Annotated in this window: 29 protein-coding genes; 9 read left to right on the top strand and 20 right to left on the bottom strand. The window is 73.6% G+C overall.

Features of this window, described 5'->3' with window-relative positions:
• Positions 1–96 precede the first annotated feature (96 nt).
• Complete coding sequence (locus JQN72_RS02585) at positions 97–891, top strand: class I SAM-dependent methyltransferase (protein WP_204133597.1); 795 nt, start codon at positions 97–99, stop codon at positions 889–891.
• Positions 892–918: 27 nt separating this feature from the next.
• On the opposite strand, the gene JQN72_RS02580 is transcribed toward JQN72_RS02585, so the two are convergent.
• The 9 genes from JQN72_RS02580 to JQN72_RS02540 form a co-directional block, all read right to left on the bottom strand.
• A complete protein-coding gene (locus JQN72_RS02580; protein ID WP_204133596.1) occupies positions 919–1,233 on the bottom strand; it encodes a DUF2516 family protein in 315 nt (104 codons plus the stop codon).
• 16 nt (positions 1,234–1,249) lie between these two features.
• Positions 1,250–1,675, bottom strand: coding sequence for a D-aminoacyl-tRNA deacylase (gene dtd / locus JQN72_RS02575; protein ID WP_204133595.1), 426 nt, complete (start codon positions 1,673–1,675; stop codon positions 1,250–1,252).
• The gene (locus tag JQN72_RS02570) at positions 1,672–2,658 is read right to left on the bottom strand and encodes an asparaginase (RefSeq protein WP_204133594.1); all 987 of its coding nucleotides are present in this window, start codon (positions 2,656–2,658) and stop codon (positions 1,672–1,674) included. The genes dtd and JQN72_RS02570 overlap by 4 nt, the downstream gene beginning before the upstream one ends.
• A 144-nt stretch (positions 2,659–2,802) precedes the next feature.
• Entirely contained in the window at positions 2,803–3,507 is a 705-nt protein-coding gene (locus JQN72_RS02565; RefSeq protein WP_204133593.1) for a hypothetical protein, read from the bottom strand.
• A 75-nt stretch (positions 3,508–3,582) separates the two neighbouring features.
• Positions 3,583–3,957: a helix-turn-helix domain-containing protein gene (locus tag JQN72_RS02560; protein ID WP_204133592.1), complete on the bottom strand. Its 375-nt coding sequence runs from the start codon at positions 3,955–3,957 to the stop codon at positions 3,583–3,585.
• A 153-nt stretch (positions 3,958–4,110) separates the two neighbouring features.
• The gene (locus JQN72_RS02555; RefSeq protein ID WP_204133591.1) at positions 4,111–4,602 is read right to left on the bottom strand and encodes a DUF4395 domain-containing protein; all 492 of its coding nucleotides are present in this window, start codon (positions 4,600–4,602) and stop codon (positions 4,111–4,113) included.
• A gap of 134 nt (positions 4,603–4,736) precedes the next feature.
• The gene (locus JQN72_RS02550; protein ID WP_204133590.1) at positions 4,737–5,594 is read right to left on the bottom strand and encodes a 3-keto-5-aminohexanoate cleavage protein; all 858 of its coding nucleotides are present in this window, start codon (positions 5,592–5,594) and stop codon (positions 4,737–4,739) included.
• Positions 5,595–5,646: 52 nt separating this feature from the next.
• Positions 5,647–6,678 (bottom strand): folate-binding protein YgfZ, encoded by a 1,032-nt coding sequence (locus JQN72_RS02545; RefSeq protein ID WP_204133589.1) that lies wholly within the window; start codon positions 6,676–6,678, stop codon positions 5,647–5,649.
• Positions 6,675–7,094, bottom strand: a complete 420-nt coding sequence (locus tag JQN72_RS02540) for a Fur family transcriptional regulator (protein WP_204133588.1) — start codon at positions 7,092–7,094, stop codon at positions 6,675–6,677. Before JQN72_RS02540 ends, JQN72_RS02545 begins: the two co-directional genes overlap by 4 nt.
• A gap of 59 nt (positions 7,095–7,153) precedes the next feature.
• Between JQN72_RS02540 and JQN72_RS02535 the strand changes: the two genes are divergently transcribed.
• Entirely contained in the window at positions 7,154–8,200 is a 1,047-nt protein-coding gene (locus tag JQN72_RS02535; protein WP_204133587.1) for an LCP family protein, read from the top strand.
• A gap of 24 nt (positions 8,201–8,224) precedes the next feature.
• On the opposite strand, the gene JQN72_RS02530 is transcribed toward JQN72_RS02535, so the two are convergent.
• Positions 8,225–8,734, bottom strand: coding sequence for an FABP family protein (locus JQN72_RS02530; RefSeq protein ID WP_204133586.1), 510 nt, complete (start codon positions 8,732–8,734; stop codon positions 8,225–8,227).
• Between the two features lie 12 nt (positions 8,735–8,746).
• On the opposite strand from JQN72_RS02530, the gene JQN72_RS02525 reads away from it, so the two are divergent.
• A complete protein-coding gene (locus tag JQN72_RS02525) occupies positions 8,747–9,118 on the top strand; it encodes a DsrE family protein (RefSeq protein ID WP_204133585.1) in 372 nt (123 codons plus the stop codon).
• A gap of 15 nt (positions 9,119–9,133) precedes the next feature.
• Here JQN72_RS02525 and JQN72_RS02520 read toward each other — a convergent pair whose 3' ends face one another.
• Both JQN72_RS02520 and JQN72_RS02515 read right to left on the bottom strand, forming a co-directional pair.
• Positions 9,134–10,027 carry a hypothetical protein gene (locus tag JQN72_RS02520; RefSeq protein ID WP_204133584.1) on the bottom strand — a complete coding sequence of 298 codons (894 nt, stop codon included), beginning with the start codon at positions 10,025–10,027 and terminating at the stop codon, positions 9,134–9,136.
• Positions 10,028–10,043: 16 nt separating this feature from the next.
• Entirely contained in the window at positions 10,044–10,346 is a 303-nt protein-coding gene (locus JQN72_RS02515; RefSeq protein ID WP_204133583.1) for a MoaD/ThiS family protein, read from the bottom strand.
• Positions 10,347–10,367: 21 nt separating this feature from the next.
• Here JQN72_RS02515 and JQN72_RS02510 point away from each other — a divergent pair, with 21 nt between their 5' ends.
• The 4 genes from JQN72_RS02510 to JQN72_RS02495 all read left to right on the top strand — a co-directional run bounded on the left by JQN72_RS02510 (position 10,368) and on the right by JQN72_RS02495 (position 15,345).
• Positions 10,368–11,069: a response regulator transcription factor gene (locus JQN72_RS02510; protein ID WP_204133582.1), complete on the top strand. Its 702-nt coding sequence runs from the start codon at positions 10,368–10,370 to the stop codon at positions 11,067–11,069.
• Positions 11,070–11,071: 2 nt separating this feature from the next.
• Entirely contained in the window at positions 11,072–11,995 is a 924-nt protein-coding gene (mshD, locus tag JQN72_RS02505; protein ID WP_204133581.1) for a mycothiol synthase, read from the top strand.
• A gap of 93 nt (positions 11,996–12,088) precedes the next feature.
• Positions 12,089–14,395 carry an RNA degradosome polyphosphate kinase gene (locus JQN72_RS02500; protein WP_204133580.1) on the top strand — a complete coding sequence of 769 codons (2,307 nt, stop codon included), beginning with the start codon at positions 12,089–12,091 and terminating at the stop codon, positions 14,393–14,395.
• An 11-nt stretch (positions 14,396–14,406) separates the two neighbouring features.
• Positions 14,407–15,345: an NUDIX hydrolase gene (locus tag JQN72_RS02495; protein ID WP_204133579.1), complete on the top strand. Its 939-nt coding sequence runs from the start codon at positions 14,407–14,409 to the stop codon at positions 15,343–15,345.
• A 47-nt stretch (positions 15,346–15,392) separates the two neighbouring features.
• Here the strand turns inward: JQN72_RS02495 and pstB are convergent, their stop codons facing one another.
• The 8 genes from pstB to JQN72_RS02455 all read right to left on the bottom strand — a co-directional run bounded on the left by pstB (position 15,393) and on the right by JQN72_RS02455 (position 22,646).
• Positions 15,393–16,172, bottom strand: a complete 780-nt coding sequence (pstB, locus tag JQN72_RS02490) for a phosphate ABC transporter ATP-binding protein PstB (protein ID WP_204133578.1) — start codon at positions 16,170–16,172, stop codon at positions 15,393–15,395.
• Between the two features lie 19 nt (positions 16,173–16,191).
• Positions 16,192–17,325 (bottom strand): phosphate ABC transporter permease PstA, encoded by a 1,134-nt coding sequence (gene pstA, locus JQN72_RS02485; RefSeq protein WP_204133577.1) that lies wholly within the window; start codon positions 17,323–17,325, stop codon positions 16,192–16,194.
• Positions 17,325–18,260 (bottom strand): phosphate ABC transporter permease subunit PstC, encoded by a 936-nt coding sequence (pstC, locus tag JQN72_RS02480; RefSeq protein WP_204133576.1) that lies wholly within the window; start codon positions 18,258–18,260, stop codon positions 17,325–17,327. Before pstC ends, pstA begins: the two co-directional genes overlap by 1 nt.
• A 167-nt stretch (positions 18,261–18,427) precedes the next feature.
• The gene (pstS, locus tag JQN72_RS02475) at positions 18,428–19,534 is read right to left on the bottom strand and encodes a phosphate ABC transporter substrate-binding protein PstS (protein WP_307812375.1); all 1,107 of its coding nucleotides are present in this window, start codon (positions 19,532–19,534) and stop codon (positions 18,428–18,430) included.
• A 156-nt stretch (positions 19,535–19,690) separates the two neighbouring features.
• The gene (locus JQN72_RS02470; RefSeq protein WP_204133575.1) at positions 19,691–20,686 is read right to left on the bottom strand and encodes an inorganic phosphate transporter; all 996 of its coding nucleotides are present in this window, start codon (positions 20,684–20,686) and stop codon (positions 19,691–19,693) included.
• A 6-nt stretch (positions 20,687–20,692) separates the two neighbouring features.
• Positions 20,693–21,316: a DUF47 domain-containing protein gene (locus JQN72_RS02465; RefSeq protein WP_204133574.1), complete on the bottom strand. Its 624-nt coding sequence runs from the start codon at positions 21,314–21,316 to the stop codon at positions 20,693–20,695.
• A 103-nt stretch (positions 21,317–21,419) separates the two neighbouring features.
• Positions 21,420–21,602: a hypothetical protein gene (locus JQN72_RS02460; protein WP_204133573.1), complete on the bottom strand. Its 183-nt coding sequence runs from the start codon at positions 21,600–21,602 to the stop codon at positions 21,420–21,422.
• A 399-nt stretch (positions 21,603–22,001) separates the two neighbouring features.
• Positions 22,002–22,646, bottom strand: coding sequence for a hypothetical protein (locus tag JQN72_RS02455; RefSeq protein WP_307812374.1), 645 nt, complete (start codon positions 22,644–22,646; stop codon positions 22,002–22,004).
• A 127-nt stretch (positions 22,647–22,773) separates the two neighbouring features.
• On the opposite strand from JQN72_RS02455, the gene JQN72_RS02450 reads away from it, so the two are divergent.
• Positions 22,774–23,964: a YhjD/YihY/BrkB family envelope integrity protein gene (locus tag JQN72_RS02450; protein ID WP_204133572.1), complete on the top strand. Its 1,191-nt coding sequence runs from the start codon at positions 22,774–22,776 to the stop codon at positions 23,962–23,964.
• A 111-nt stretch (positions 23,965–24,075) separates the two neighbouring features.
• On the top strand, positions 24,076–25,143 hold the full coding sequence (locus JQN72_RS02445; RefSeq protein ID WP_204133571.1) for a serine/threonine-protein kinase: 1,068 nt from the start codon (positions 24,076–24,078) through the stop codon (positions 25,141–25,143).
• Positions 25,144–25,167: the final 24 nt, after the last annotated feature.

The following is a 25,167-nucleotide window of genomic DNA, read 5'->3' as shown; positions in this document are numbered from 1 at the left end:
TCACCCGTAGCCGATCCAGCACGGGATCAGGGTAGGACGGGCGCCGCGTCGACGAGGGGACGGCCCAGGTCCGACGGACGCATCTACGCTGGCCAGGTGGCCGGCCAGCGCCCCGAGGGGGTCATCACCCGCGGGACGACCAACCCGAACCGGCTGCGCCGCTGCGACCGCTGGCTGGCCGGCCCGCAGGCGTGGCGCCTGCGCCGGGCCGGGCCGGCACCGGTCGTCGTCGACCTCGGGTACGGCGCCTCGCCCGTCACCGCGGTCGAGCTGTCCGACCGGCTGCTGCGCGTCCGCCCGGACCTCCAGGTCGTCGGCATCGAGATCGACCCGGACCGCGTCGCCGCCGCCCGCCCGCTGCAGCGGCCCGGGCTGCGCTTCGCCCGGGGTGGGTTCGAGGTGCCGCTGCCCGGCGGGGCGCGGCCGGTGGTCGTCCGTGCCTTCAACGTGCTGCGGCAGTACGACGAGGCCGAGGTGCCCGGCGCCTGGGAACGCACGACCGGACGGCTCGCACCGGACGGGATGCTCGTCGACGGCACGTGCGACGAGCTCGGGCGGCTCGCGACCTGGGTCGCCGTCACCGCGGACGGCCCGCAGAGCCTGTCGCTCGCATGGCGGCTGCGAGGGCTCGAGCGTCCCGGCGTGGTGGCCGAGCGGCTGCCCAAGGCGCTCATCCACCGCAACGTCCCGGGCGAGCACGTGCACGCGCTGCTCACCGCGCTCGACGACGCGTGGGTGCGGCACGCGCCGCTCGCGTCCTACGGGGTACGGCAGCGCTTCCTGGGGGCGGCCCGGTCGCTGCGCGAGGCCGGGTGGCCGCTGCTCGACGGACCGTCCCGGTGGCGGCTGGGCGAGCTCACCGTCGCATGGGACTGCGTGGCGCCACGCTGAGGCCTCGGCGGACGTCGTCCGCCGAGGTCACCAGGGCCCGTACGGCCCCTGCTGGCCGCCGCGGCCCATCACCTGGTCGAGCGCCGGCTTGACGTCGGCGAGGTACACCCCGGCGGCGATGACGGCGATGATCCCGATGATCCCGAGACCGCCCACGGCGACGACGCCGAAGAGCACCGCCACGCCGGTGACGGCGAGCCAGAAGCCCTTGGTCCGCTTGCCCGCCGCGGTGAACGCGTCGGGGCGGCGGCGCAGGCAGTCGACGACCGCGTAGAGCTCGACCCCGAGGGCCACGAGGGTGAGCAGGAGCTCGATGTAGGACTGCAGCGTGCCGAACGACATGGGCACAGCCTAGGTGTCAGACGTCGAGGACGATGGTCACGGGGCCGTCGCCCACGAGCTCGACGTCCATGTGGGCCCCGAACCGCCCGGTCGCGACCTCGAGCCCGCGGGCCCTCAGCGCGGCGACCACGGCCTCCACGACCGGCTCCGCCACGGGGCCGGGAGCAGCCGCGTTCCACGAGGGCCGTCGGCCCTTGCGGACGTCCGCGTAGAGGGTGAACTGGCTGACGACGAGGACCGGCGCACCGAGGTCGGTGGCCGAGCGCTCGCCGTCGAGGATGCGCAGCCCGGCGATCTTGCGGGCGGTGGTCTCCACCTGCTCGGGACCGTCGTCGTGGGTGACGCCGACGAGCGCGACGAGCCCCGGGCGGTCGAGGGCCCCGACGACCTCGCCGTCGACACTCACCGCGGCGCGACTGACCCGCTGAAGGACGGTCCTCATCCCGGACCCTCAGCGATGCCCACCGCCACGACGGACCCCACCGGCTCGCCGTGCCCGAGGACCGGGGCGTCCTCGAGGCGCGGGTAGGCCCGCGACTCCACGCCGAGGCGGCGCAGCACGGCGGCGAGGACGACGGCCCGGGCACGCTGCCCGCCGTCGGCCACCTTGAGCGCGACGCCGCGCCCGTCCGGCAGCCCCACCGCGTAGACGCCCTCCGCGCCGTCCTTGGCGACCACGCCCGGCGTCCCCCGCACGAGGGCGGTGACGTCGCGGCGGGTCCCCCCGAGGAGGTCGGGGTGGGCCCGCACGGCATGGGCGACGCGGCCCTCGGGCGTGTCCGGGGCGGCGGTCGCGATGTCCCCGAAGACACGGGCGAGTGCGACGAGCGAGACCGCCACGGCGGGCGCGCCGCATCCGTCGGCCACCGTCGCCGTCACCCGCTCGCCGGCGAGGTCCTCGATCGTCGCCGTGACGTGCCGCTGCAGCGGGTGGTCGGCGTCGAGGTAGGTCCGCCGGTCCCAGCCGGCGACCCCGCAGGTGGCGAGCATGGCGGCGTGCTTGCCGGAGCAGTTCTGGGCGAGCGGCCGCGCGACGTGACCGGCAGCGACCCACACGTCGCGCTCGTACGGCTCGTACGGCAGGTCCGGGGTGTTGCCGAGGTCGGCCTCGGCGAGGTCCGCGGCCGCGAGCATCGCCCGGACGCCGTCGAGGTGGAACGGCTCGGCGCTGTGACTCGCACAGGCGAGCGCGAGGTGCTCCGACGGGAGATCGAGGCCGGCCCGGAGCATCGCGACCGCCTGCAGCGGCTTGGTCGACGACCGTGGCAGGACCGGGTCGTGCGGGTCGCCCCACGCCTCGGCGAGCGAGCCGTCGGGGTCGGTGACCGCGATACTCGCGCGGTGGACGGACTCCACGACGCCTCCGCGGACGACGTGGGCCACGACGGGGGCATCGGCGAGAGCGGAGGGTGTGGGCTGCGGCACGCCCACACGCTAGCCGCGGCTCGGACATGGAGCGGCCCGGGGGCCGGGCAGGGTAACCGGCCCCCGGGCCTGACCAGGGTGTCACCGGAAAGGGGGCGAACCGGTGACCGTTCGCGGCGTGTCACCGCCGCGACTCGGGAGGAGTCAGTCGCCGACCTTCTCGGCCGCCTTCTCGGCGGCCTTGGTCGAGGCCTTGGCCGTCTTGCGGGCGCTCGTGCCGGCCGCCTTGGTGGAGGCGGTCGTGCGCTTCGTGCCCTTCTTGGACGTCGTGCTCGTCCGCTTGGCGGCGGCGCGGGTGCGCTTGGCCGACGCGGCGACCTCGACCTGGGCCTCCTTGGCCTCCTCGGCGACGGAGTCGGTGAGGACGGTGGCGACCTTCGCGGCCTCCTTGCGGCCGGTCGTCAGGGTGGCCTTGGCGGAACGCTCGATCTCGGCGGCGGCGTGGCGGGCGGTGGTGACGGCGCCCTTGGCCTGGGCGACGGTCGTGCCGGCCTGCGCGACGAGGTCCTGGGTGGACTTCTGGGTGCGGATGCGGCCGACGACGTCCTTGCCGCGGGTGGCGAAGGCCTCGTAGCCCTCGGTGACGCGGCCGGAGACGACGAGGCCCTGGTTCAGGGCGAGGGCCGGGAGGTCCTTGACCTGCTCGGCGAGGCGCTCGGCGCGGGCCTGGACGGCGGACGGCGAGAGGTCGGCACGAGCGGCCTCGGCGCGCTTGGTGATCTCGGCGCTGCGGGTCTCGGCACGCTTCTGCGCACCGCGGACCTTCTCGACGGCGAGGTCGGTGACCCCGGCGATCGCGTACAGCGGGGTGGTGTCGACGGTCTTGCGGAGGTCGTCGATGACGGCCATGGCGGACTCCTTCAGGGTGGAGGGGACGAGGTGCGGGGCGCCCGTGCGGCGGCACTGCCGGGGGCTACGTCGGCGTCACTGCCGGGAGTCGTCCTCGACGTAGGACGCGTAGATGTCGAGGAGCGTCTTCTTCTGCCGGGCCGTGAGGACCGGGTCCTCGGCGACGGCACGGCGGACGTCCAGGGCGTCGGACGTGGGGTGGGCGGTCTCGGCGTCGAGGATGCCGGCCCGGACGTACAGGGACTCGGCGGAGACCTCCAGGCCCTTGGCGAGCTGCTGGAGGATCTCGGCGCTGGGCCGCTTCAGCCCACGTTCGATCTGGGACAGGTAGGGGTTGGAGACCCCGGCGAGCTCGGACAGCTGACGCAGCGAGAGCTGGGCCGACGTGCGCTGCTCGCGCAGGTAGTCGCCCAGGCTCTCACCGAGGTCGTTCAGCGGGTTCTTGCTCACGGACCCATTGTGCTTGCTTCAGTTAGCAGAATGCAAACCGGAGCAAGCGTGAAGCCGGCCACGCCCCTGCGAACGTCTGTGAACACGCCGCGGATCCTGCGGCGTGTTCACACACGTTCGCGAGGGGGTGACGGGGGTCCTGGCGGGTGGAGGTCAGGCGGCGACCGGGAGGCGCCGGGCGGTGATGTCGGCGCACTCGACGCACGTGTCGTCGGAGACGATCCCGGCCCGGATGAGCAGGCCGAACGCGTAGCAGCCGGCACAGAAGCCGACGACCGCCTCGAGGGTGGCGAAGACGACGAGGACGGCGAGCAGGGCCGTGGCCACGGCCGTGCCGCCCAGCGCCAGGGCCGCGACGGCCGCGCCGGAGACGACCAGCCCGATGCCCTGCGCGAACCGCTTCGGCGTGCCGGAGACCAGCCGCGGCGCACCCAGCCGCGGCGCCACGACCTGCGCCGCGAGCCGGCCGAGGGGGCTCAGCCGCGGCCCGGACAGTACCCGCAGCGCGAAGCCGGTGGCGAGGACCACGGCCAACCAGAGCCATCCGGTGACCATCGTCGCGCCGGCCAGCAGGACCACCCCGGCCGCGACGGACCGTGCCGCCGTCTCGTTGACGACGGCGGGGAAACCGACCAGAGACCTCATAGAACCCATAACCCCGGATTATGCAGAGGTGTTCCCCGTCCATCGCCGCCGTCCCACCTGCCGGACGAGGGACCGGCCCGGGAGACGGACTGCCCGACCCCACGAGCCGACCCACGACGCCGGACCGCGAGGCGTCAGCGTCGGCGCCGGTCCTTGACCCCGAGGAGCTCGCGCGCCTCGGACGTCGTGAGCGGCGGTCGCTGCACGAGGGTGGCGAGCTCGGCGGCCCGGGCCACGAGCTCGTCGTTGTGCTGCACGACCTGACCCCGGCGGAAGACGACGTTGTCCTCCATGCCGACGCGCAGGTGCCCGCCGGCCGAGAGCGCCCCCGCCATGACCGGCAGGTGGCCGCGGCCGATGCCGGTCGCGGACCACGAGGTCACCTCCGTCGGCAGCATCGCGACACCGGCCATGAGCGCGGCCGTCGTCGCGGGCATCCCGCCGGGCACACCGGTGACGAAGTCGACGTGCACCCGCCCGCCGAACGGCAGCCCGTGCGTGTCGAGCAGCCGGCGCACGGCGTGGACGTGCCCGAGGTCGAAGAGCTCGAGCTCCGGCACGACCTCCCGCTCCTGCGCCTGCACGTAGAGGTCGCTCATGAACCCCCACGGGTTGAGGAAGACGTCGTCGCCGAAGTTCGTCGTCCCGCAGGTGAGCGAGCAGGAGTCGGGCTCGGCGTCGAGGACGGTGAGCCGCTGCTCGAGCGCGTCGTGCACCGAGCCGCCGGTGGAGAGCTGGACGACGAGGTCGGTCGCCTCGCGCACCGCCTCGACCGCAGCCCGGAGCAGACCGGGGTCCAGGGTCGGCCGGTGCTCGGCGTCGCGCAGGTGCAGGTGGACGAGCGAGGCACCCGCGGCCTCGCACCGCCGCGCGGTCTCGACGACCTCGTCGAGGGTGGTCGGCAGCTGCGGGAGGTCGGCCTTCGCGTGCTCCGCGCCGGTGGGCGCGACCGTGATGAGCGTGCCGGTCACCCCGGCGGACGGCGTCGTCATGGGCTCATCATGGCAGCCGGGTACCGCCTGGCCGCCGGAGGATCTACGGCGCTCAGGGCTCGACGACGACGGTCTGGGCGGCGGAAATGCTGCCGACGAGAAGATCGACGTCGGTCGGGACCGACCGCTTGACGACCGCGAGCGCCACCGGACCGTCCTCGTGGTGTCGGGCGACCGAGGTCAGCCGCCCGACCTCGCGGCCGCCGGCCTCGACCGCGGCCCCGGCGTCCGGCAGCACGTGGCCCGACCCGTCGAGGTGGAGGAAGGCGAGCCGGCGCGGCGGACGTCCCAGGTTGTGCACCCGGGCGACGGTCTCCTGCCCGCGGTAGCACCCCTTGTGCAGGTGCACGGCGGTCCGCAGCCAGTCGAGCTCGTGCGGGATCGTCCGGTGGTCGGTCTCCCAGCCCACCCGGGGACGCCAGGCGACCACCCGGAGCGCCTCGGCCGCCCACACGCCGGCGAGCGGACGGTCCCCGACCGCGGTGTCCAGCCCCTCCCGCGGCACGAGCAGCTCGCGCCACGCCCGTCCGGCGGCCGGATGCCCCTCGAGCGGGCCGTACGTCGCGGTGTCCCCGACGGGGCCGGGCCACGGGTCGACCCAGGCGAGCGGCTCACCCTCGAGGGACGCGGCCCCGACCGGCTCGCCGAGCACGGCCCATCGGTCCGTGACGTCGGCGACCTCGACCCGCAGCATGAAGCGCATCGACTCGAGCCACGCGACGAGCGCCGGCGCGCTCCCGGGCTCGACCGTGACCCACGTCGTCGCGCCGTCGTCGACGACGTGCAGCGCGTGCTCGACGTGCCCCTTCGGCGAGAGGACGAGGGACTCGCGCGACTCCCGGGGCGCGAGGCCGGTGAGCTCCTGGGTCGTCATCGAGTGCAGCCAGGAGAGCCGGTCCGGGCCGGAAACCGTGACGACCCCACGGTGCGAGAGGTCGACGACCGCCAGCCCCTCGGCGAGGAGACGCTGCTCGCGCATCGGGTCGCCGTAGTGCGCGGCGACCCCGGCGTCCGGGCCCTCCGCCTCGACGGCACCGTGGCGGCCGAGGAGCGGGGACGGGGCGGTCGTGGGTGTGGTGGTCATCGGTCCTCCCGGCAGGTGCGGCACAGTCCGTGGACGGCGGCATGGCTGGCGTCCGCCGCGAAGCCGAGGGCCTCGTCGGCCCGCGACACGAGCTCGTCGGCGACGCTCAGCGGCATCTCGCCGACCCAGCCGCAGCCTCGGCAGACGACGTGCAGATGGGTGGCGTGCTCGGCGAGGTGGTAGCTGGGCGCCCGGTGGTCGACATGGGTGTGCCCGACGAGGCCGAGCTCCTGGAGGGCGTCGAGCGAGCGGTAGACCGTCGAGACCGGCACCGCCGCGCCGCCGTCGGCCGCGACCGCCTCGGCGACCTCGTCGGGCGTGGCGTGGCCGAGCCGCCCCACCGCCGCCAGCACGCGTTCGCGCTGGGACGTGAGCCGCTTGCCGTGCGCGCGCAGGCGGGCCCCGAGGTCGCTCATCCCTCCAATGTAGGCGGCTCCCGGCGCACCGGGGTGCCCGCCCTTCGTATGCTGGGCCGGTGACGCACCACGACAGCCTCGACCTCTTCGGACCCGAGAGCGGCGAGACCGAGCCCGAGGAGCACCCGCGGCACCGCCGCCGGGGCCTGCGCGCCGTCGTCATCGCGCTCGTCGCCGTCGTGCTGCTCGGGCTGGTGGCGGCGGGCGGCTTCGTCGCCTACCTCGCCTGGACGGTCAACGACAACGTCACCCAGGCCGACCTTCTCCCCACGGTACCGCCCCCCACGGCACCCGACGGGTCGCCGGTCCCGGAGTCGGGCACGGGCACCAACTTCCTGCTCGTGGGCTCCGACAGCCGGGGCAGCGACCGAGGGCGTTCCGACGTCATCGTCCTCGTCCACGTCCCCGAGGACCCGACGTCGATCCAGATGATCCACTTCCCCCGCGACCTCTTCGTCGAGATCCCCGGCCACGGCAAGAACAAGATCAACGCCTCGTACGCGTTCGGGGGGGAGCCGCTGCTCGTCGAGACCCTGCAGAACCTCCTCGGCATCCGCATCGACCACGTCGCGCGCACCGACTTCGACGGCTTCAAGCGGATGACCGACGCCGTCGGCGGGGTCCGGGTCTACGCCGAGGAGGGCAGCTCGGCGTCCGGGAACGGGGGCATCGCCATCCAGGAGGGCTGGAACGAGCTGAACGGCGAGCAGGCGCTCGGCTTCGTCCGCGAGCGCTACGAGCTGAGCGAGGGCGACATCTCGCGCGGCCGGCGGCAGCTGGCCTTCGTCAAGGCGCTGCTGCTCAAGGCGACGAGCAGGGGGACGGTGGCCAACCCCGTGAAGATCGCGAGGTTCACCGACGCCGCCACCGAGAACCTCGTCGTCGACCGCGACCTGACGATCGGCACGATGAGGGACTACGCCCTGGAGCTGCGCGGCATCCGCGCCTCCGACGTCGTGTTCGCGACCGCGCCGTTCACCGGGTTCGGCACCGACCCGAAGGCCGGGTCCATCGACATCGTCGACGAGGAGGGGATGGCCCTCCTCGGCGAGGCGCTGCGCACCGACTCGATGGACGAGTACCTCGACGTCTTCGTCACGCCCTGACCCCCGGCGGGGCGGCCGGCCCGGTCAGCTGACCCGCTTGAGCTCGGCCGACACGTGCGACTGCAGCTCCTGACCCACGGCCGCCATGTCCATGACCCACATGAGCGTGGACTCGACGTAGCCGTAGAGCCGGTGCGCCGCGGTGTACTCCTTGGCCTCCGGGCTGCGCATGACGCCGTCGGTGCGGAGCTCGACCTTCGCCGGCTCGGCCTTCCCGGCGTACATCTCGACGAAGCCGGTGGGGTGGGCGAGGAGGAGCTCGACGTTCGTGCCGTCCTCGCCCTCGGTGACCGGACGCCAGAACCCGAGCTCGGTGGCGAGGGGCCGCACCTGGTTGCCGTCGTCGTCGAGCAGCCAGCTGCGCGACTCCCAGCGCAGGAAGCGGCGGCCGTCGTGGCCGACGAGCACCTCCTGGCCGAACCGCTGGGACTCCATCGTCGGGTAGCCGACCACCCCGGCGCCGGCCCAGGAGCCGACCAGCCAGGCGAGCGGTGCGAGGTCCGGGTGCAGGTTCGTGTCGAGCTGGAAGACCATACGCTGCAGTCTATGGAGTCCCCCGCGAGCGCCCTCGTCGTCAAGGTCACCTGCGGCACCGAGGCGCCCGAGCGGCTCAACCAGGGGATCACCGTCGCGGCCACCGCCCTCGCCGCCGGGCTCGACGTCAGCCTCTGGCTCACCGGCGACGCGGTGTGGATGGCGGTGCCCGGACGGGCCGAGGAGCTCGCACTGCCGCACGCGGCGCCGGCGGCCGAGCTGCGGGACGCCGTCCTCGAGGGTGGGCGGGTCACGGTGTGCGGCCAGTGCGCTGCCCGGCGGGGGCTGACCGAGGACGACCTCGTGCCCGGCGCGACCGTCCGTGGCGCCGCGGCGTTCGTCGAGGAGGTCATCGCCCCCGGCACCCGGGCGCTCGTCTACTGACGCACCGCCGGTACCTCAGCCGACGAGGGCGAGCGCCACCCCGTAGGCGACGACGCCGCCGACGAGCACACCCGCCGCGGCGCTCGCGAGCTGGCCCCGGAGCGACGTCACCGGCGGCAGGACGCACAGGACGCGCCGCAACGCGTGCGAGACCGCGCCGACGAGCATCCCGGCGAGGGCGGCGGCCGCGGGCCGCGGGCCGCCGACGATGCCGGCGGAGACGAGCGCTCCCGACGCGCCGAGCACCATCGCGAGCGGGAGCAGCCAGGGCCGCAACGGGCGCATCCCGACCGCGAGGTCGGCGAGCGAGGCCGCGCCGACCCCGACCAGGCCGGCGACCGCGAGCGCGGCGGTCCGGTGCCCGCTGGTCAGCGGGAGCCAGGTGGCCCCGACCGCCACGAGGGCGATCCCCAGCGAGGTGACGCCCACCGACTCGGTGAGCCGGGGCCGGCCGTCGGTGCGGACGATCTGGTGGCCGAACATCAGCGCGAGCCCGATGGTCAGTGCGACCGGCACGACGGCCAGGCTCGCGGTGCCGTCGGGGACCACCGCCGACACCGGGGTGAGGACACCGGCGACGCCGATGGCCAGCGAAGACCCGAACCGGCTCGAGCTGCCGAGGAGCCGGGGCCAGCCGAAGGCGAGGAGCAGGCCGGTCCAGGCCAGCCCGCCGGCGAGGATGACGGGGTCGACGCGCAGCCCGGCGACGAGCAGCCCGGTGAGGACGACGGTCGTGACGACGACGGCCGGCCGGGTGACGGTGGCCATCGCGGGCAGCACGGGGTTGCGCAGCTGCGCCTCCCGCCGGGCCCGACGAGCCGCTCGGGTCTCGGACTCCGCGCCGGTGGAGGCCGCGTGGCGGGATGACCTGGTGTACGTCACCTCCCCCGCGCTCGCGTCGTCGTCCACGCCGGGCATCCTCGCATCACCCGCCGGCGAAGGGTGGCAGCACCTCGACGTCCGCTCCGGGCCGCAGGGCGTCGGCGCCGGTGGCGGCCCGCCCGTCGACGAGCACGGTGCACACCGGCAGGACGTCCCGCAGCCCCGGGCGCAGGGCCACGAGGGCCTCGGCCAGGGTCGCGACGTCGCCCGCCGCGACGACGTCGGAGTCCACGCCCGCGGCCGCCCGGGCACCGGCCCAGTACCGCACCGTGACCGTCGCCTCCGCGGCCGTCCCGGTGGTGGCCTCCGTCCCACCTGGCGCCGAGGCGCGCTGCCCTGTGTCCATGACCGCCTATCCTGTGGGGCAATGGCCCACCTGTTGCTGCTGACGAACACCTTGGCGCCCAGCGCCGAGGTCCTTCCGGCGCTCGGGCTCCTCAGCCACCATGTTCGCATCCTCCCCGCCGAGGCGTCCGCCCTGGTCGACGCCCCGGACGCGGACGCCGTCGTGGTCGACGCGCGCCGCGAGCTCGCGATGGCCAAGTCGCTGTGCCGCGTGCTCACGACCACCGGCGTCGTGTGCCCGCTCATCGTCGTCGTCACCGAGGGCGGTCTCGCGGGGCTCACGGCCGAGTGGGGTGTCGACGACGTCGTCCTCGACACCGCCGGGCCGGCCGAGGTCGAGGCCCGCCTCCGGCTGGCGGTGGGGCGCCGCTCCGAGACCGGGGCCGACGAGGGCGGCCCCATCACGGCCGGGTCGCTCGTCATCGACGAGGCGACGTACTCGGTGCGGCTGCGTGGCCGGCTGCTCGACCTCACGTACAAGGAGTTCGAGCTCCTCAAGTACCTCGCGCAGCACCCCGGCCGCGTGTTCACCCGCTCGCAGCTGCTCCAGGAGGTCTGGGGCTACGACTACTTCGGCGGCACCCGCACCGTCGACGTCCACGTCCGGCGGCTGCGCGCCAAGCTCGGCAGCGAGCACGAGCTCCTCATCGGCACCGTCCGCAACGTCGGGTACCGCTTCGTCCCCGAGGCCGCCGAGGAGGACCTCGAGGAGGTCGACGGCTGACGATGGCCCGCACCGAGCGGCTCACCGCCGTCGAGGGCGGTCTCGCGGCCGAGGTCGCCGCCCTCTGGGACCGGGCGGAGGCGGCCGACGGCGTCGCGCCGGTCTCGGAGGCGTTCGCGCTCGCGCTCGGCCCGTCCCGCGACGGCGTCGTCCACGTCCTGCGGCGCGGTGACGACGAGCGGGTCGTCGGCTACGCCCAGGTGTCCTCCGCCGGCACCGTGCACGCCGTCGCCGAGCTCGTCGTCGACCCGGCCGACCGGCGCACCGGTCACGGCCGGGCGCTGCTCGACGCGGCCCTCGCCCACGGCGCCCGTTCCGCGTGGGCCCACGGAGACCTCCCGGCGGCGCGGGCGTTGGCGGAGTCGACCGGGCTCGAGCGCACCCGTAGCCTGCACGTGATGTCCCGGCCGCTGACGGCGGAGGACGACACCGACCCGACGCTCCCCGACGGGTACGCGGTACGGACCTTCGAGCCCGGTCGCGACGACGAGGCCTGGGTGCGGCTCAACGCCGCGGCCTTCGCCGACCACCCCGAACAGGGCCGGCTCACCGTCGACGACCTCCACGAGCGGATGGCGCAGCCGTGGTTCGACCCCGCGGGCTTCCTCCTCGTCGAGCGGGACGGCCGGCTCGTCGCGTTCCACTGGACCAAGATCGAGCCCGAGGACCGCGCGAGCCACGCCCCGGGGATGACCGGCGCCCGGCACGGCAGCGGCGAGGTCTATGCCGTCGGTGTCGCCCCCGAGGAGCAGGGTCGCGGGCTCGGGGGGCCGCTCACCGAGCTCGGGGTGGCGCACCTCGCCGGCCAGGGCCTCGCGGAGGTCGAGCTCTACGTCGACGGCGACAACGTCCGGGCGAGGCGCACCTACGAGCGGCTCGGGTTCACCGACGCCGCCGTCGACGCGCAGTACTCGCTCCCTGGCTGAACCCTGTCGCTCCCGGGCGACGTCCGCCCCGCCCGGGTGAACAGCGGGTGAGCACCCCGGTCGCCCGGCACGGAACCTGACAGGATGGAGACCATGTCGGTCGAGTCCGAAGTCACGCAGGACACCACAGCCCGCGACGCCGCCGCGGAGGCCTCCGCCGACGCCGCGATCGTCAGCGAGGTCTCGATCGCGAGCGCATCGGCGAGCGAGACGCGCCACCAGCAGCCGCGCGGCACGAACGGGCGGTTCATCCACACGCCGCGGCAGCAGGAGGGCACCGACGAGGACGCCCTGCCCTCCGACCGCTTCCTCGACCGCGAGATCTCCTGGCTCCAGTTCAACGAGCGCGTCCTGCAGCTGGCGGCCGACGAGGACGTCCCGCTCCTCGAGCGCGCCCGCTTCCTCGCGATCTTCACCTCGAACCTCGACGAGTTCTTCATGGTCCGGGTCGCCGGGCTGAAGCGCCGCATCGCCACCGGTATCGCGGTCCGCTCGGCCTCGGGGCTCGAGCCGCGCGAGGTCCTCGAGCAGATCTCGAGCGTCGCGCACGAGCTCATGACGATGCAGGCGAAGGTCTACGCCGCGCAGGTGCGCCCCGCCCTCGAGGAGGAGGGCATCACGATCGTCCACTGGGAGGACCTCTCCGACGACGAGCGCGAGCGGCTGAGCGGGGTCTTCGCGGACCGGCTGTTCCCCGTCCTGACCCCGCTCGCCGTCGACCCCGCGCACCCGTTCCCGTACATCTCCGGGCTGTCGCTCAACCTCGCGGTCATCCTCACCAACCCGCGCTCGGGCAAGGAGCACTTCGCCCGGGTCAAGGTGCCGCCGATGCTGCCGCGGCTCGTGCGGATCGAGCCCGGGCCGGACGAGTCGCCGCTCGCCGACATGTACGACGCGCGGTTCGTCCCGCTCGAGGACGTCATCGCCGCCCACCTCGACCAGCTCTTCCCGGGGATGGAGGTGCGCGAGCACTACACCTTCCGGGTCACCCGCAACGAGGACCTCGAGGTCGAGGAGGACGACGCCGAGAACATCCTCACGGCCCTGGAGCGCGAGCTCTCCCGCCGCCGCTTCGGCCCGCCGGTGCGCCTCGAGGTCGAGGCCGCGATGGACGACCACGTCCTCGACCTCATCGTCCGCGAGCTCGGCGTCGCGTCCTCGGAGGTCTACCGGCTGCCCGCGCCGCTCGACCTCCGCGCCCTCAACGTCATCGCCGACCTCGAACGCTCCGAGCTGCACTACGAGCCGTTCGTCGCCCGCACCAACGCCGACCTCGCCCCGACGGAGTCGGCCAAGGCGCGCGACATCTTCGCCTCGGTCCGCAAGCAGGACGTGCTGCTGCAGCACCCGTACGACTCGTTCTCCACGTCGGTGCAGGCGTTCCTCGAGCAGGCCGCGGCCGACCCGCACGTGCTCGCCATCAAGCAGACGCTCTACCGCACGAGCGGTGACAGCCCGATCATCGACGCCCTCATCGACGCCGCCGAGGCCGGCAAGCAGGTGCTCGCCGTCGTCGAGATCAAGGCCCGGTTCGACGAGGAGAACAACATCTCCTGGGCCCGCAAGCTCGAGCACGCGGGCGTGCACGTCGTCTACGGCATCGTCGGGCTGAAGACCCACGCCAAGCTGTGCCTCGTCATCCGCCAGGAGGCCGAGGGCATGCGGCGGTACTGCCACGTCGGCACGGGCAACTACAACCCGAAGACGGCCCGGCTCTACGAGGACCTGGGCCTGCTCACCGACGACCAGCAGGTCGGCGAGGACCTCGGACGGCTGTTCAACCAGCTCTCCGGCATCGCGCCGCGCAGCAAGTTCAAGCGGCTGCTCGTGGCGCCCCGGTCGGTGCGCTCCGGGCTCCTGGCGCACATCGAGCAGGAGATCGAGCACGAGCGGGCCGAGCCGGGCTCGGGCCTCATCGCCTGGAAGGTCAACTCGATCGTCGACGAGCAGGTCATCGACGCGCTCTACCGGGCCTCCCGGGCCGGCGTGCGGGTCTTCCTCTGGGTCCGCGGCATCTGCGCCATCCGGCCGGGGGTCGAAGGGCTGTCCGAGACCGTCGAGGTGCGCTCGGTCCTCGGGCGCTTCCTCGAGCACTCCCGGATCTTCTGGTTCGGCGGCGGCGGGGAGCCGGTCGCGTACATCGGCAGCGCCGACATGATGCACCGCAACCTCGACCGCCGGGTCGAGGCCCTGGTGCGGGTCACCGACCCGCGGCACCTCGACGACCTCCGGGGGCTGTTCGAGCGCGCCGGCTCCGACCGCTACTCGCACTGGTGGCTCGGCGGCGACGGCCGGTGGACCCGCCGGCACCTCGGCGAGGACGGCGCGGCGCTCGAGGACCTGCAGACCTCGCTCGTCGAGATGCACGCCAAGCGCCGCCGCAAGGCCCGGCGCCGGTAGCCGCCGCAGCGATGCCCACGACGATCCCCGCCGCGGGGACCCTGCCTTGGCGGCTCGACGGGCGTGAGCTCCAGGTGGCTCTCGTCCATCGTCCGCGGTACGACGACTGGTCCTGGGCCAAGGGCAAGCTCGACCCGGGCGAGGAGTCGGCGGTGGCCGCCGTCCGCGAGACCCATGAGGAGACCGGGCTGCGGGTGGCGCTCGGGGTGCCGCTGCCCGAGTCGCGCTACACGGTGCTCGGCAAGGACGGGCGCCCCGGCGACAAGGTCGTCCGCTACTGGGCGGCGAAGGTCACCGGGGGCAGCGGCAAGCTGGTCAACGAGATCGACGACGTCGCCTGGCTCGACCCGCGCACGGCCCACGACCGGCTCGACTACGCGCGCGACCGCGACCAGCTGCGCTCGCTCGTGCGCCGTCACCAGGGCGGGATGCTCGACACCTGGCCGCTCGTGGTGGTCCGGCACGCCCACGCCGTCGGGCGAGGGTCCTGGGACGGGGCGGACGACCGGGACCGGCCGCTGGACGACGCGGGACGCGAACGCGCCGGCGCCCTCGTCCCGCTCCTCGCCGCCTACGGGCCCGAGCGGGTCGTCACCTCACCGTCGCTGCGCTGCACCGCCACGGTCGAGCCGTTCGCGGCGGCGTCGGGAGTGCGGCTGCGCACCCGGAAGAGCCTCTCCGAGGAGGGTTTCGAGGCCGACCCGGAGCGGGCGGTGCGCCGGCTCGGGACGGTGCTCGAGGCGGGCCGCCCTGCGGTGCTGTGCACCCACGGGCCGGTGCTGCCCCCACTGCTCGACGTGCTGCGGCCGCTGGCCGACGACGACGCCGCCCGCGAGCCGCTGGCCGATGCCGCGCAGGGCAACCTCGCCAAGGGGGAGGCGCTCGTCTGCCACGTCTCGGGCGCCGGGGCCGGCGCTCGGGTGGTCGCCGTCGAGCGGCACCGCCCCTGAGCGCGCGGGTCCGTGGCTCGGGCGCGGGTCCGTGGCTCCGGCGCGGGTCAGCCGAACCGGCCGGAGATGTAGTCCTCGGTCGCGGGCTTGCTCGGGTTGCTGAAGATCTTCGCGGTCTCGTCCATCTCGACGAGCTCGCCCGGCATCCCGGTGGCCTCGAGGTTGAAGAACCCGGTGCGGTCGGACACCCGGGCCGCCTGCTGCATGTTGTGGGTGACGATGACGACCGTGTACTCGCTCTTCAGCTCGTTGATGAGGTCCTCGATGGCGAGTGTCGAGATGGGGTCGAGCGCCGAGCACGGCTCGTCCATGAGGATGACCTCGGGCTGGACGGCGATGGCCCGCGCGATGCACAGGCGCTGCTGCTGCCCACCCGACAGCCCCGACCCGGGCCGGTCGAGCCGGTCCTTGACCTCGGACCACAGGTTCGCGCCCTGCAGCGACTGCTCGACGAGCTCGTCGGACGCCGACTTCGAGAGCTTCGAGGAGTTGAGCCGGACGCCGGCCAGGACGTTCTCGCGGATGGACATCGTCGGGAACGGGTTGGGCCGCTGGAAGACCATCCCGACCTGCCGGCGGACGTCGACCGGGTCGGTGTCCTTGGCGTAGAGGTTCTTCTCGTCCATGAGGACCTCACCGGTGACGTACGCGCCGGGGATGACCTCGTGCATCCGGTTCAGGGTGCGCAGCACGGTGGACTTGCCGCAGCCGGAGGGGCCGATGAAGGCCGTGACCGAGCGGGGCTCGATGGTCATCGAGACGCTCTTCACGGCGTGGAAGGCGCCGTAGAAGATGTCGAGGTTCTTGACGTCGATGCGCTTGGACATGGGGGTGGTGGTCTCCTGGTCAGCGACCGGTCTTGGGCGCGAAGGCCTTGGCGATGAGGCGGGCGGTGAGGTTGAGGACGACGACGATGAGCACGAGCAGGAGCGCCGCGGCCCACGCGCGGTCGAGGCTGGGCTCGCGGAAGCCGGGGCTCAGCGGCTTGGTGAACATGTAGTAGGCGTACACGGCGAGGGTGTTCATCGGCCCCTGGCTCGGGTCGACGTTGAGCCCGCGGGCGTACCCGACGGCCACGAGCAGGGGTGCGGTCTCACCGATGACGCGGGCGATCGCGAGGGTCACGCCGGAGGCGAGGCCGGAGGCCGCGGTGGGCAGGACGACCTTGGCGATCGTGCGCCACTTCGGCACGCCGAGGGCCAGGGCCGCCTCGCGCAGCTCGTTCGGGACGATCCGCAGCATCTCCTCGCTGTTGCGCACGACGGTGGAGATCATGAGGACGGAGAGCGCGACGGCACCCGCGAAGCCGTTCTTGGTCCCGATGCCGAACAGCACCGCCCACAGGGCGAAGGCGAACAGACCGGCGACGATGGAGGGGATCCCGGTCATGACGTCGACGAGGAACCGGATCATCTGGGAGACCCGCCCCTTGGGCTGGTACTCGACGAGGAAGATCGCGGTGAAGACGCCGATGGGCACCGAGATGGCGGCGGCGATGCCGGTGATGATGAGCGTCCCGATGATCGCGTGGTACGCGCCGCCGATGAGGGGGGCGCCGTCGCGCTGGGTCGCCTGGTCCTGCAGGCCGGTGATGCCGTTCATCGTCTGGTTGAGGAACGCGGGGTCGAGCGCGGTGGCGCCCCCGCGGACGACGACGGTGTAGAGCAGGGACAGCAGCGGGACGACCGCGACGACGAACGCCCCGAGCACCAGGCCCCGCGCGACCTGGTCGGCCGCGACCCGCTTGCCCGCGACGGCGCGGTACACGGTGTACACGGCGACGAGGTAGCCGGCGTACCCGAGGACGAGGGCCAGGGCCGGGTTGAGGCCGATGAGCCACAGCAGCGCGGCGACGGCGGCGGCGGCCGCGAGGACGACGTAGGCCTGCCGGTTCGAGGAGGCCCGGACCTTGTCGATCTCGACGCCCTCGATGTCCGCGAGCTTGCGCTGCCGGGGCTTCGGCGCGGTGTCGACGCTCATCAGTTGGCTCCCGAGAACTCGGCGCGGCGGTTCACGATGGCGCGGGCGCCGAGGTTGACGGCGAGGGTGATGCCGAAGAGGACGAGTCCCGCGGCGATGAGCTCGGAGAGCCGCAGGCCCGCGGCCTCGGGGAAGTTCAGGGCGATCTCGGCCGGCACGGTGGTGTTCCCGCTGTCGATGAGGTTCCAGGTGAAGACCCCGGGCGAGAGGATGATCGCCACGGCCATCGTCTCGCCGAGCGCCCGGCCGAGACCGAGCATCGTGCCGCCGATGACCCCGGGCTTGCCGAACGGCAGGACCGCGGTGCGGATCATCTCCCACTTGGTCGCGCCGAGCGCCAGGGCGGCCTCCTCGTGCAGCGTGGGTGTCTGGAGGAACACCTCGCGGGAGACGGCGGTGATGATCGGCAGGATCATGACGGCGAGGACGAGCGATGCGGTGAACAGCGTGCGCCCGGTGCGCGAGGCGGACTCGAAGAACGGCAGGAAGCCGAGATGCTCCTGCAGCCAGATGAAGAGCGGCACGAGCTTGGGGGCGAACACCTGGAAGCCCCACATGCCGAACACGACGCTCGGCACGGCCGCGAGGAGGTCGATGACGAACCCGACGGCGGTCCCGACCCGCGTCGGGGCGTAGTGGGACACGAAGAGCGCGATCCCGACCGCGACCGGGGTGGCGACGGCCATCGCCACGAGGGAGGCGACGAGCGTCCCGAACACGAGTGGCCAGACGTACGAGAGGAACCCCTCGCCGCCGGTGATCTCGGCGGGGTCGGCCCCGAAGACCGGCACGGCCTCCGAGATGAGGAAGATCGCGACGCCGGCGAGGATCAGCAGGATGCTGAAGGCCGAGGCCGTCGAGAGCCCTCCGAAGACGATGTCACCGGGCCGCCGCTTGGGGCGGGCCTGCGCCTCGGGCGCGGACGTGGCGGTCATGCCGGTCCTTCCTGGATGGTGCGGGTCGTGCGGGTGCTCGTCGTCCGTCCGCGGCAGGGGCTGCCGGGGACGGGCGTCGGACCCGGCCGCGGACACCGCGCCGCGGCGGCCACCCGATTCTGCCGGGTGGCCGCCGCGTCGCGGTCCATGGCCTGTCGGCCGACCGGTCAGCTACCGGCCTTGACGAGCTCCAGCGACTGCTCCGCCTTCGAGCGGAGGTCGGCCGAGATCGGCGCGGAGCCGGCAGCACCGGAGGCGGCCTGCTGACCGTCCTCGGAGACGACGTAGCCGACGAAGTCCTTGACGAGGTCGGCGGTCTCCTGGTCGGAGTACGTCTTGCACACGATGTGGTAGCTCACGAGGACGATCGGGTAGGCGCCCGACTCGGTGGTGTCCCGGGCGAGGTCGAGCGCGAGGTCGCCCTCGACGCCGGTGTCGGCCGGCTCGGAGGCGTCGACGACCTTGGCCGCGGCCTCGGGGGAGAACTCGACGAACTCCTCACCGACACCGATCTTCGCGGCCTGGAGCGAACCGACGGCCGAGGCGTCGGCGTAGCCGATCGCACCGTTGGTGCTGCCGACGACCTCGATGACGCCCGTGGTCTGCGCCGCGGCCTCGCCACCGGAGACCGGCCAGGCCTTGTCGGCCTCGTAGGACCACGAGTCCGCGGCAGCGGCCGAGAGGTACTCCATGAAGTTCTCGGTGGTGCCCGACTCGTCGGAACGGTTCACCGCGGTGATCTTGAGGTCGGGGAGGTCGGCGTCGGGGTTGTCGGCGGCGATCTTCGGGTCGTTCCACTTCGTGATCTTCTGGTCGAAGATCATCGCCAGGGTGGCCGGCTTGAGGTTGAGCTCGTCGACGCCCTCGAGGTTGTAGGGGATCGCGACGGGGCTGATGTACACGGGGATGTTCATCGCGCCGTCGGGGCCGCAGGTGTCCTTGACCTTCTCCCGCTCCTCGTCGTCGAGGTAGGCGTCGGAGCCGGCGAAGCTCACGGCGCCCGAGATGAGGTTCTCGCGGCCGGCGCCCGAGCCGACCGAGTCGTACTGGACGGTGACGCCGGGCTGGACGCCCTGGTAGCCGGCGATCCAGGCGGTCATGGCCGACTCCTGCGAGGTCGCGCCGGCGCCCTTGAGGGTCCCGGAGAGCGAGCCGCCCTCACCCTCGGTCGAGGCCGGGGTGGAGGTGCCGGTCGGGTTGTCGTTGCCGCAAGCAGCGAGAGCCAGGGAGGCGACGGCGACAGCGGCCGTCATCCCGATGCGGTGGAGCTTCACGAGGTTCCTCTTTCAGGACGGGGGGCGGCTGTGCTGGGCCGCGGGCACGGTCGGCTTCCCTGCCGACACCCGTGAAGGTAGGGATGGGAGGTGTCCACACCGGGCGGCCATGGTGAACGGACGGTGACCGAGCTGTGAACTCCCCGGAGGCGCAGCTCAGGCGAGCGGGCGGAGGGCCAGCACGAGGAGGGCGGCGGCGAGCCCCGCCCCGGGGACGGTGAGGACCCAGGCCACGAGGATCTGGCGCGCCATCCCCCAGCGGACGGACTTGCGCGAGCGGGTGGCGCCGACCCCTGCGATCGCCGACGTGATGGCGTGGGTCGTCGAGACGGGCGCCCCCGTGGCCGTCGCGACGTACAGGATCGAGGCGGCCGTGGCCTCGGCGGCGAAGCCCTGCGGCGGGTCCAGGTGGATGATCCCGCGGCCGAGGGTGCGGATGATCCGCCAGCCGCCCGCGTAGGTCCCGAGGCTGAGCACGACGGCCGACAGTGCGATGACCCACCAGGGGATGGAGTCGTCGGTCCCGCTGCGGTGCCCGCTGGCGACGAGGGCGAGCGCGACGACGCCGGCGGTCTTGCTCGCGTCCTGCATCCCGTGGCCGAAGGCCATCGCGGCCGCGGAGACGGTCTGCGCGTAGCGGAAGCCGCGTGCCGTGGGACCGGGCGCGGCGCGCCGGAACAGCCAGAGGACGGCCGTCATGACGAGGAAGCCGCCGACCAGCCCGACGACGGGGGAGACGAGCATCGGCACGACGACCTTGTCGAGGATGCTGCGCCACTGCACCGTCGCGCCGGCCGTGACGGCCGCGCCGGCCAGACCGCTGACGAGGGCGTGCGAGGAGGAGGACGGGAGTCCGCGCCACCAGGTGAGGACGTTCCACGCGGCGGCGCCGCCGAGCGCGCCCACGCAGACGACGATGCCCTGGGCGCCGAGCGGCACGACGATGATGTCGGCGCCGATCGTCTCGGCGACGCGCATCCCGGCGAAGCCGCCGACGAGGTTCATCGCCGCCGCCAGGCCGAGGGCGATCCTCGGCGTCAGGGCCCGGGTCGCGACCGAGGTGGCGATGGCGTTCGCGGCGTCGTGGAAGCCGTTCGTGTACGTGAACCCCATCGCGACGAGGACGACGAGGACGACGGGCCACCAGTCCACGGGCGGTCAGGACTCCCGGACCGCGATCGCCTCGACCTTGAGCGCCACCTGCTCGAAGCCGTTCGCGGTCGCCTCGAGCGCGTCGACGATGTCCTTGTGCCGCATGACCGTGAGGGGGTCGGCCTTCGGGTCGGCGAAGAGCTCGCCGAGCATCTTGCGGTACTGCTTGTTCGCCCGGTTCTCGAGCCGGGTGATCTCGACCCAGTAGCCGCCCATCTCCTTCATCGAGCGCAGCCGGGGCATGGCCTCGGCGGTGACGTCGGCCATCCGGGCGATGATCTCGACGACCTTGGCCACCCGCGGCATGAGGGTGTCGACGCGGTACAGCACGATGAGGTCGACGGCGGCCGCCATGAGGTCGACGCACTGGTCGAGGGCGACCGCGAGACCGTGCATGTCGCTGCGGTCGAACGGCGTGACGAACGAGCCGTGCACCTTGCGGACGATCTCGTGGGTCGCGTCGTCGGCGGCGGCCTCGATCTCGTGCATGCGGCCCAGCACCGCGTCGCGCTCGTCCGGTTCGGCGCCGAGCAGCGCGGTGAGCTCCTGGGCACCCTCGACGAGCTGCCCGGCGGATGCCGCGAACAGCGCGAAGAAGGTGGGGTCCTGGGGGGTCAGGCGTAGGCCCACGATGTCGTTCTCCGGATGGTGTGTCCCGATGCTGGGTACAGGCTAGGGCCAGCGCTTCGCATGGACGGCGGGCGGCCCGGACCGGTCGGTCGGCGGACAGCGGTCAGCCGCGGGGCAGGGACTCCGGAGGCGTGGCGCCCGGCCCGCCCTGGATGCCGAGGGCCTCGTCGATGCTCTCCTGCGTCATGGGGCCGTCGGCTCGCGACGCGGCCAGGACGAGAGCGCCGACGAGGTCGATCTCCTCCTGCATCGCGTCGTCGGTGAGCGAGTCGTCCCCTGCTGCCATCCGCCCACGGTAGGCGGCCCGGACCGGAATGGGCGGGTGCGGTGCGGCCCAATCCGTCGGAATGTGAGGGTTCGACGCCGTGCCGGGGTGACCGCCCTCCCGCGGGGGACAGAGGAGCGGGTGCCGGGCCGGGAGCGCCTCACGGCGCGTGGCCGCTCGTAGCGGCTGATGTTGGGACCCGGGGCTGCCGCGGCCCGGCACCCACGACCGACCCTAACGCGTCGACCGGGGCCGGGTGTTCCCGCGCGCCCGACACCGTCCGAACGGCCCCGCGCCCCGAGCCCCGTCCCCGGCGTCCCCGCGCCCCGCTTTCTCGCCTGGTGCCGGAACCTTCGGGTTCGTGCGGCGACGTTCCGGGTGTGCGACCGAACCTTCGGGCATCAGGCGGGAAAGCGGAGGTCAGTCGAGCTCGCCGGCGCGCCAGAGGCTGGCGCAGGCCCGCAGGTCCTCCCCGGTCGACAGCAGCGCGGCGCCGCTCCGGGTCAGCCCGCTCGCGCCGTCCGGGTCCAGGGTGTCGGTGTCGTGCGCGAGCTCGGCGCGGCCTGCGGCGATGACCGCGCAGAAGGCGGACGCCCGCTCGAGGGCCACGGCGAGGTCGCCGGAGAAGACCCCGGCGAGGATCTGGTCGGCCACCCGCTGCAGCTCCTCGGGCCGGGGCGGCTCGGCGATGCCGGCGACGGCGTGTGCGACGTCGGTGAAGCGGATGCCCGCGGCGTACTCCCGGCTCGCCTCCTCCGGGCTGCGCCGGACCCACTCGCGCAGCGCGTAGAGCCGCCAGAGCGCTCCGGGCAGGGTCCGCGCCGGCCGGGAGGACCACAGGTCGGCGACGGTCGGGAGGCCGAGGTCGTCGACGAGGCCGACGAGCCGGGTCGTCACCTCCGGGTCGTGGGCGGCCCGTCCGGTGCCCACGAGGATCGCGGCGGTCTGGTGCGCGATCTCGGTGGTCTCCGCGGGTCCGGGCAGGGTCCCGCCGTGTGCCTCGAGGTCGTCCGGCCCGAAGTGGACCGGCCGACGCGGCACGGACCGGCCGCCGTCGCTGCTCACCCGGCCAGTGTGTCAGGTGACGGTCCGTGAGAAGGCGCGTCCCGCTCACCTGCACCGACACCGTGCCGCGGCTAGGTTGGGGCGGACCACCCACGGCGCCCGTGCGCCCACGACCGGAGGAGACCGGATGCCCACCGAGAGATCGGCTGCCGCACGGGCCGACACCGCCCCGGAGCCCGACGCCTCCGCCAAGGCCGACTCTCCGACGGACCTCACCCGCCGCGGGCTCACGCACACGCTGAAGGCCGCGGTCCAGGAGTTCCAGCGCGACCAGTGCACCGACCTCGCGGCGGCCCTCACGTACTTCTCCGTGCTGTCCGTCGCCCCGGCGCTGCTGGCACTGGTGTCGCTGCTCGGCGTGGTCGGCCAGGACCAGCAGACGGTCGAGACCATGCTCGACCTCGTCCGGCAGCTCGGCCAGGGCGACGTCGCCGAGCAGCTGCGCGGGCCCATCGAGGGGATGGTGCAGAGCGAGGCGGCCGGGTTCACCCTCGTCGTCGGTCTGCTCACGGCCCTGTCGTCGGCATCCGCGTACGTCGGCGCCTTCGGCCGGGCCCTCAACCGGGTCTACGGCGTCGACGAGGGGCGTCCGATCTGGAAGCTGCGGCCGGTCACCTTCGCCGTGACGCTCGGGCTCGTCGTCGGGGCCGCGCTGGTCCTCCTCGGGCTCGTCGTCAGCGGCTCGGTCGCCGAGGCCGTCGGCGACCTCATCGGCCTCGGGGACCAGAGCGTCGTCGTGTGGGGCTACGCGAAGTGGCCGGTCATGCTCGTCATCGTCATGGCGATGGTCGCGCTCCTGTACTGGGCCACGCCCAACATCCGCCAGCCCCGCTTCCGGTGGCTCTCCCCCGGTGCCGTCGCGGCCATCCTCGTGTGGGTGCTCGCCTCCGTGGCGTTCGGCTTCTACATCGCCAACTTCGGCAAGTACCAGTCGACGTACGGCTCGCTCGGCGGCGTCATCGTCTTCCTCCTCTGGCTGTGGCTGACGAACATCGCCCTGCTCCTGGGCGCCGAGGTCGACGCCGAGCTCGAGCGGGTCCGCGAGCTCGAGGCGGGGATGCGGGCCGAGCGGGCCATCCAGCTGCCCCCGCGCGACACCACGCAGTCCGACAAGGCCAGGGAGAAGCTCGAGGAGCGGATCGCGGAGGGGCGCGCCATCCGGCGTGCCGCGGTCGCCGACGGCGCCACCGGGGCGCTCCCGGAGCGCCGTCGTCGGCGCCACGGGGCGGCCACGCCGGAGGACGTACGGCTGGAGCCCCTGCCGTCGGATTCCGCTGCGGCGCAGCGCCGGGACGGGTCGGGCACACACACCTCGTGATGCACCCCGCGACGGGGCACTCTTGACAAAGCCTTAACATTGCAGGTCACGGCGGGTGACAACGGGCCTTCGGCGGGCTACTATCGGCACCGTGCAGCTAGGACCCACCGGATGAACCGGCTCGTCGAAGGCTTCCGCCTCGGCGGTCGCTACTCCCTGCAGTCACGGGTCGCATCCGGCGGGATGGGGGACGTGTGGGAGGCCGCCGACGACGTCCTCGAGCGCACCGTGGCGGTCAAGGTCATGCGGCCTACTACAGACGGCGAGCCCGTCTTCGCCGAGCGGTTCCGCAACGAGGCCCTCTACACGGCCAACCTCTGCCACCCGAACATCGCGACGGTCTACGACTACGGCGAGGAGGACTCCCTCGCCTACCTCGTCATGGAGCTCGTGCCGGGAGAGCCCCTGTCCGCCATCGTCCAGCGCGAGGGCGCCCTCGAGCCGGCGAGGGTGCGCTCGATCATGGCCCAGTCCGCCCTGGCGCTCGGGGCCGCGCACGAGGCCGGTGTCGTGCACCGCGACGTCAAGCCCGCGAACATCCTCGTCATGCCGGACGGCACGGTGAAGCTCACCGACTTCGGCATCGCCCGGGCGGTCGACGGCTCGGGCCAGACCCAGACCGGCGAGATCCTCGGCACGCCGCACTACCTGTCACCCGAGCAGGCGCTCGGCGAGCCCGCCACCGGCTCCTCCGACCTCTACGCCCTCGGCGTCGTCGCGCACGAGATGCTCACGGGCCGCCGCCCGTTCGAGAAGAACACGCCGGTCGCGACCGCCCTGTCGCAGGTGAACGACCCGCCGCCGCCGCTGCCCCACCACGTCCCGTCCGAGCTCCGCGCGCTCGTCGAGCAGTGTCTCGCGAAGTCCGCCGCGGCGCGCCCGCACAGCGCCCACGAGCTCGGCGAACGGCTCGGGCTGCCCGAGGGCGAGCTGGGCGACGTCGACGTCACGGCAGCCGACATCCTCGGGGCCGCCGCCGAGGAGGAGACCGACGACCGGCCGGCGGCTCCTCCGCGCGAGGGCGACCCCACGCCCACCCCGGTCTCGGTCGCCGGCTCGCGGCGGCGGCGCGCACAGCACGGAGGCCCGCGCTCCCTCCACGTGCACTGGGCCTGGGTGCCCGCGTCCGGCGTGGCCCTGGCGCTCGCGACCGCGTTCGCCTTCCTCGCCGCGCGCTGACCCGCCCGGGCAACCGGCCACCGT

The organism is Phycicoccus sp. CSK15P-2 (genome assembly GCF_016888005.1).
Lineage (GTDB): Bacteria > Actinomycetota > Actinomycetes > Actinomycetales > Dermatophilaceae > Phycicoccus.
The sequence above is the reverse complement of the archived record's forward strand: the minus strand, read 5'-3'. Positions and strand labels throughout refer to the sequence as shown.